This window comes from uncultured Lentibacter sp. (genome assembly GCF_937123735.1).
Lineage (GTDB): Bacteria > Pseudomonadota > Alphaproteobacteria > Rhodobacterales > Rhodobacteraceae > Lentibacter.
In genome coordinates, this window is record NZ_CAKZKL010000045.1 from 1 (window position 1) to 6,400 (window position 6,400).

The following is a 6,400-nucleotide window of genomic DNA, read 5'->3' on the forward strand; positions in this document are numbered from 1 at the left end:
GCTTGGACTTGCGGGAGATGATGATTTTCACCTCAAGGTCTCGCCTGACGGCAGCGCATGGACAGAGGCGCTGGTGATTGACGGAGCGAGCGGCCTTGCCAGCGGCGCTGCGGTGCAGTCTGGCCCGCTCGACGGGGCGGCGGGCAAGCTGATGACAACCGGGGCTTTTGGCCTTGGCGGCACAGCGCAAGACTGGCCTGTCGGCGATTTGAACGACGGTCATCTTGTGGCCAGCGGCTCGTATTATAGCGGGTCAGTGACCAACCGGCCCGCCGGTGCGGGCTTTATTCTTCATGCGCGGCGCTCCACAAACGGGCAACATCAGATGTTTGTCAGTGTCAGCACGCCGGGCGCCTATTTCGTGCGCACAAAGTCTGGTGCGGGTTGGACAGACTGGCAGGCCTTGCTGCCGGAGCATGGTTCAAATGCCAATGGCCACTATGTGCGCTTTGCCGATGGCACACAGATTTGCCACCAGATTTCACCGGTGATGACGACCAATTCCTTTGCCATCAGCGCGACGGGGTTTCATGCCTCGGCTGCCTATACCTGGGATTTTCCCGCAACCTTTGTGAGCGCCCCCACGGCCACTGTGGCGGCACAGCGCGTTTCGGGCAGCCACAGCCATTGGGCCATGATCGCCAGTGGCAATGGAACCTCGGCCATCCGGCGCAGCTTTCTTCTGGCGGCGGCAGATCCGGTCATGACCGGGGTTTTGAATGTGACGGCGATTGGCCGCTGGTATTGAGGAGAGGTGTTATGCAGATTGAATTTACCCCCGTGCGAACAGACACAAGGCTTGCGCTTGAGCGCCATGGTGACTGCTTGATTGTCAATGGTGAGCGCTTTGACTTTGCGCCGCTGCCCGAAGGTGCAGAGCTGCCCGCAGAGGCCATTGAGAGTGACTGGTTCACCGGGGTGGTGCGGCGGGTCAACGGCGTATTGCATCTGGCTGTGCGGCTGCCACACGGTGCAGATGCGCCCGACGAGACTCTGTTCCCCCAGCCTGTCATGGCTCTGAAGGATGGCCCCGTCGCCACACCGCCCTATTCCAAGACCGACACCGCCAAGGAGGCACAGCATGAGCAAGATTGATTTCAGTCAGCTGGTCGACGCCGAGACCCGCAAGGCCAAGCAGGCCGCGCAACGCGCCGCAGACATCAAGGCGGCCTGTGCGGCGCGTATCGGAGCGGTGATGGATGTGGCAACATCGCTCAACCTTCAGGGTGCTGCGATTGCCGGGGAGCTGGATGGCGCGCAGATGGATGTGATGCGCGCGGGGCTGGCGTGGGTGCGTGACATGCAGCAAGCCTGCCGAAGCGCGATTGCCGAGAATGGCGAGCCGGTCTGGCCTGAGGTTCCCGAGGGGCTCACCGCCTTGGCGCAGAGCTTCTAGGATAGCTCAGATCTCCCCTCGGGTGCGCTGGTAAAGCTCCATGAGATAGTCCGAGCCGGGCAAGGCGCGCTCGACATCATAGCGCAGCTTTTCTTGGCTCAGGATGAGGTTTTCGCTGATCAGATTGCCGCGTATCTGGCCAAGAAGAGCGAGCTGCGCAAGCGCCTCGCTCTTTTTGTCTTGTGCGAGTGCGGCAAGGAGCTGGCCGGCCGGCCCGCTGTCTGAGCAGGCGCTGTCTTTCTGCGCCTCGGGCAAGCTGTCCAGAAAATCTTTGGCGGCGTCGAGTGTGTTTGCCGCAGCCTCTGGTGGAGACAGGATCAGTGCGCTGGCGAGCCAAGAGAGGCTTTGCAGCAGCCGCGCGTCTGGCTCTGCGCTCTTGGCCACAAAGGCTTGGGCAGTGGCAAAAGCCGCGCCCGCCGCTGTGTTGGGCAAAGGCTGAAGCAGCACCGGCGTTTGAAAACTCAAAGTGTTTTCAGCACCTTGTGGCCCTGTGAAAAAGGCGTCCCAAATGGTGCTGTCGGCCTCTTGTGGCCTGTCTTTGCGCAGCGCATTGGCCCGATAAACAAGCTGGCGTGGATCAGGGTAAAGCTGGCGAAGCGGGTGTGTTGCGTCTGTTTGGTCCGTGGTTTCGGGGGCGCGCAGCGGGTTTGACGGATCGGCGAGCCAGAAGGCACGCGGCAGGGCCAGCAGCTTTGCGGCACTTGTGCCGATCTGCTCCAAGAGGGCTTCAAGCCCGGTAAGATTGATCCGGTCTTGCGGCGTGAGGGGCAGAAGGAAGCTATCAGCCAGCGCACTATGGGCTGCGAGCGAGAGGGCTTGGGGTTCTGTAACAGACCCCTCAGCCCGCACAAGCGTGGCCCCTGTGCGCAAGAGGAACGCCTGCAATTGTGACAGGTTGGTCTCGCGCGTGCCTCGGGCAACCACGATACAGCCACAGCCCGCTTTGACGGCATGTGCCAAATTGGGCAGAGCCCAGGCGAGCCGGGGCGCATTTTCTGGCAGGATGAGGCAGAGTGTCAGCATGGCAGCCCCTCGGACAGATCGGCGCTGCGCATTTGCAGGCAGAGTTGCAGGGCTGTCTTCGGGTCGGTTTCGGCCAGCGCCCGGAAGAGTGCTTTGGGCAGGTTTTCGCGAATGAACCCGGCGGCATGTGCGCGCAGGGCAGGCCGGATATCGGCGGTCACCGTGGCTTCGGCCCAGATAAAAAGATTGCTGCAAAAACGGAGGAAGGCGCAGCGCGCGGCGCTGGCTTCGGGCCAGGTGCTGAAGGCCTCTTTCAGAGCCTCAAGCGCGACAAAGAGCTCAAGCCGTGCCTTGCTTTTGACGTTGGTTATGCGCCCACCCTCGGCAGTTGTCACATGCAACGCGGCAATCCGGTTGGATGTGAGCACTGTCTTGGCGGTGAGAAAGCTGCGCCAATGCAGCTCGATGTCGTTGTGAACCCGGGTTTCGCTACAGCGCAGGGCCTGATCGCGGAAGAATGCTGTGCGGTATATCTTGTTCCACGGATAATTGCTGGTTTCGGCCAAGTGCCACCAGCCGTCTGCCCCAAGCCGTTTGAGCGGGGAAGACAGGCATCCCGCCATGTTCCACAGGCCGGTGTCGGCGGGGAGTTGGCCCCAAAAACCCTGGGCGCGCAGAGCGCTGTCCTGATGGCGGAAGATGCAAAAATCAAATGCCTCAGATTGGGCCTCGGCCCAGAGCGGGGCAAATTCGGGGGTGAAGAGATCATCGCTGTCAAAGAACATCATGTGATCGCAGCGCACCTGTGCGACGGCGGTGTTGCGCGCGGCCCCGGCGCCACGGGAGGCTGGATGGCGCAAAAGGTCTATCCCGGATGACACCTCAGCCGGGTGCTCGGAGCCATCATCCACCACGATGATCTGGCTGAAAAGCGCCATCTCGCGGGCCTGCGCAAGGAGGCGGGTCAGCTTGGCCTGATCATCACGGACAGGTATGATCAGCGCCAGGCTCATATGACAAAGACGCGCAGATCGATCAGGGAAAGCTCAAAAGCGTCTGTGGGCAGGAAGAAAACCAGCTCGCGCCATTCTGCCCGCGCGGGGATGTCTTCGCTGTAATGGGCCTGTTGCACGTCCATATGGGTTGAGTCCTCGGGGCGAAACAGCATGTGCTTGTCAAAGAAGCTGTCGCTGAAACCCTCCGGTGTCTGGCTGCGCAGACAGACCCGCGCCACGGCAATTTCGGGCGCCGAGATCCGGGCGACAAAGCCTATGAGGCTGTCCTCTGTCAGGCTTTGAGCCGGCAGGCTGAGGTGTAGCGCGCACCAGTTGCCCTGATCAGAGCCGGGCTTGGCAGAGAGATCGAGCAACCGCCCCTTGGGAGATGTATAGTGCCCGGCCATTTTGAGCAGCGGATCAGCCTTGAGCGAGAAACCCTCAATGAAACGGGTGGCGTGGCTCAGAGGCCCTTCTGTGGCTTTTTCACGCAGAACGCCGAGGCTGTAATTTGCCTGACCATCGGCTCCGGGCACAAGATTTGCGCGTGATTTTCTGAACATACCGGTCTCCCTCGCACTCTGATTTTTGTCGCTCATAGGGGCACCGAGCACAAGGCAAAACAGCGCAGCCCCTGCCTGCGGCTGCGGTTTGCGGGGGTTTTGCAACATTTCCCGGGTGTTGTGCTGATCCCCCTTTTCTTTATGCGATTTATAGACAAACTGGGCCCATGAGTAAGCAACAAACCCTTTGGCCAGAACTGTCGTTGCCCGAGGCAGAGGCGGCAGAGCTGCGCGCGGCCTATCGCCGAGCGCGTGTCATTCTTGAATATGGATCTGGCGGCTCAACAACCCTTGCGGCGAGCCTGCCAGACAAGCGGGTCTTTTCGGTTGAATCTGACCGGGCCTGGGCGCTGCGCCTGCAACGGCAGATTGATGCACAAAACCTGCCCTCTGCGACGACGCTGTATCATGCTGATATTGGCCCGACAGGGCCCTGGGGGCGGCCGCTGGACGGCACCCATTGGGAGAAGTTTCACACCTATCCGCTGGCGATCTGGGATGCGCCCTATTTTCTGCACCCCGATGTGGTGCTGATTGACGGACGCTTCCGCGCAGCTTGCCTGATGACCGTTCTGGCGCGCATCACCCGGCCGTTGACCGTGCTGTTTGACGACTATACCGAGCGGCCCAGCTACCATGTGGTGGAACGCTTCCTGAAACCCACCAAAACGACGGGCCGCATGGCAACCTTCCAAGCCACCCCCGGCCTCATCACCCTCCAAGACCTCACGGCTATGGTAGCGACATTTTCGATGTGGAGTTTCGTAGGGCAAGTAATAAAATACGAAAACCCGCCCCCTGCGGCATTCGCAAATTGATTTCAGACTGAGTGAGCTCCCACGGTGTAAACAAACCCTAGATCAGGTGTTTTGGCTCTTTACTCTTAATCCACTGAAGCCTTTCTTCTTTGTAGGGCTTTCCAAAGCGCACGAGCGTTCCCAAGCCGTGCTTTTCATTGTAAACATAAAGCGGCTTCTTAATGAACTGGACGTTTTGGCTTTTGCATTGATCTAAAAGCGGCAACATGATGGCCACATCCGTGCAGGTTTGTAACCATTCGCCGTGTGGTCCTTTGAGGTCTGTAACCTCAATAGCATCGTAGAGTTTTCTTCGAAAGGTTCTCAGTGGGGCCGCGTGGAACTTTTGCATTTTTCTGTGGAGATTATTGTCAATTTGTTCGGCAGTATAAAAATCCAGCGGATTCATTTTTCCGTGCTGGTTGTGCCAGTTCCCACACGTCATTAGGCATTTCGTATTATTACGATAAGCGCTTGCTATCGTCGTTAGTGCGTCAGGTTTTAACCAGTCGTCCAAATCAAGCAGGATCACGACAGTGTCGGGATCAGTTATTTCTTTGATGGCTTGATGTCGAGAAAATGCAGGTCCATAGTTTTTGTTGTTTGTGAATACCCGCATGTTCGGTAGTTGACCAAAGTCGAGAAGCGCCTCTAAAGTTCCGTCTGTGGAACCATCATCCACAGCACTTATTTCCAACGTGTAGGCACCGGCATCTTGATCACGCAAAGATTTCAAGCAGTCGTTTACAAAACCGACACAGTTCCAACCATTCACGATAACATGTAGGTGAGGAATGCTCCGTCTCTTAGGAAGGCATTTCTTTTCCGCGTTGAAAATGGTTGTCCGGTGTGTCTTGGCTGCTGCGCGATTTTGGGCTGCCTGTGCCTCCATTTCGAAGAAGGTGTAATGCTTCAGCTCTAATGCCTCAGCCCCATATTTTTCCAACAGTTGTGCTTCATAATAGGCTCTGGGGGGCGCAGGCTTTAGCAGGCCATACAGAACTTCATTGTAAATTTTTGTGTGACCATGCCCACTTTTTTCCTCGGATTTAGCCTCTGTGAATAAGTTGACGCCGACTGTTTCTTGTGCCGTGAGCCAATTTTCTGGGCGTTCCACGGACATTAGGGGAATGCCTGCCCGATGACAGGTGGCGGCGAACCAAACGTCACAAATGCCCGTTGTTTTGAAGTTCGATAGATTGATGTTCAGGGTTGAAGAATGAAACGCGGCAGTTCCCGTTCCGATCAAATCAACGAACGCATACCCATGTGCATCTTTGAAGTGAAGGACTGTGCGGTTTTCGACGAATTTGGCTGCTTTTTCTTTTGGAAATATAACACCATGAAGCCCGATAACGCATGATCGATTTAAAAGTTCGATTTGCGCAATCATCTTCGAAACATAGTCAGAAGGGTAGTTTATGTCGTCATCAAGCGTGAAGATATAACCTTCGTGGTTTGGTAAGGAAAAAAACTTACCGTTGTCGCGAAGATCGCCTGCGCAGTCTTTTCCAAGGTATGTAGTGATCTTTTGATCATTAAGAAATTCTGGCACCTCAGCATAACCGTTTAGGTAGATGTGAAGCTCGTCGAGCTGAGGCAGCAACGACTCAACTGCTTGTTTCAGATTGGGCAGTCTTGGCGGAAAGCTTGCCATAGATCCAATACGTTTTTGGTTAAGGCTGG

Annotated in this window: 8 protein-coding genes; 4 read left to right on the plus strand and 4 right to left on the minus strand. The window is 57.0% G+C overall.

Going from position 1 to position 6,400, the window contains the following annotated elements:
• The 3 genes from Q0478_RS13375 to Q0478_RS13385 form a co-directional block, all read left to right on the plus strand.
• The coding region (locus tag Q0478_RS13375; RefSeq protein WP_298680093.1) for a pyocin knob domain-containing protein at positions 1-748 on the plus strand (748 nt) is incomplete at its 5' end.
• Positions 749-759: 11 nt separating this feature from the next.
• Positions 760-1,095 carry a hypothetical protein gene (locus Q0478_RS13380; protein ID WP_298680094.1) on the plus strand — a complete coding sequence of 112 codons (336 nt, stop codon included), beginning with the start codon at positions 760-762 and terminating at the stop codon, positions 1,093-1,095.
• Positions 1,082-1,396, plus strand: a complete 315-nt coding sequence (locus Q0478_RS13385) for a hypothetical protein (protein ID WP_298680095.1) — start codon at positions 1,082-1,084, stop codon at positions 1,394-1,396. The genes Q0478_RS13380 and Q0478_RS13385 overlap by 14 nt, the downstream gene beginning before the upstream one ends.
• Positions 1,397-1,402: 6 nt before the next feature.
• Here the strand turns inward: Q0478_RS13385 and Q0478_RS13390 are convergent, their stop codons facing one another.
• Genes Q0478_RS13390 through Q0478_RS13400 form a run of 3 tightly spaced genes read right to left on the minus strand, consistent with a single transcriptional unit; the run spans position 1,403 to position 3,917 of the window.
• The gene (locus tag Q0478_RS13390; RefSeq protein WP_298680096.1) at positions 1,403-2,419 is read right to left on the minus strand and encodes a hypothetical protein; all 1,017 of its coding nucleotides are present in this window, start codon (positions 2,417-2,419) and stop codon (positions 1,403-1,405) included.
• Positions 2,413-3,372 (minus strand): glycosyltransferase, encoded by a 960-nt coding sequence (locus tag Q0478_RS13395; RefSeq protein WP_298680097.1) that lies wholly within the window; start codon positions 3,370-3,372, stop codon positions 2,413-2,415. Before Q0478_RS13395 ends, Q0478_RS13390 begins: the two co-directional genes overlap by 7 nt.
• Positions 3,369-3,917: a hypothetical protein gene (locus Q0478_RS13400; RefSeq protein WP_298680098.1), complete on the minus strand. Its 549-nt coding sequence runs from the start codon at positions 3,915-3,917 to the stop codon at positions 3,369-3,371. The genes Q0478_RS13395 and Q0478_RS13400 overlap by 4 nt, the downstream gene beginning before the upstream one ends.
• 167 nt (positions 3,918-4,084) lie before the next feature.
• Between Q0478_RS13400 and Q0478_RS13405 the strand changes: the two genes are divergently transcribed.
• On the plus strand, positions 4,085-4,735 hold the full coding sequence (locus Q0478_RS13405) for a hypothetical protein (RefSeq protein WP_298680100.1): 651 nt from the start codon (positions 4,085-4,087) through the stop codon (positions 4,733-4,735).
• Positions 4,736-4,772: 37 nt separating this feature from the next.
• On the opposite strand, the gene Q0478_RS13410 is transcribed toward Q0478_RS13405, so the two are convergent.
• The coding region (locus Q0478_RS13410; protein WP_298680102.1) for a glycosyltransferase family 2 protein at positions 4,773-6,400 on the minus strand (1,628 nt) is incomplete at its 5' end.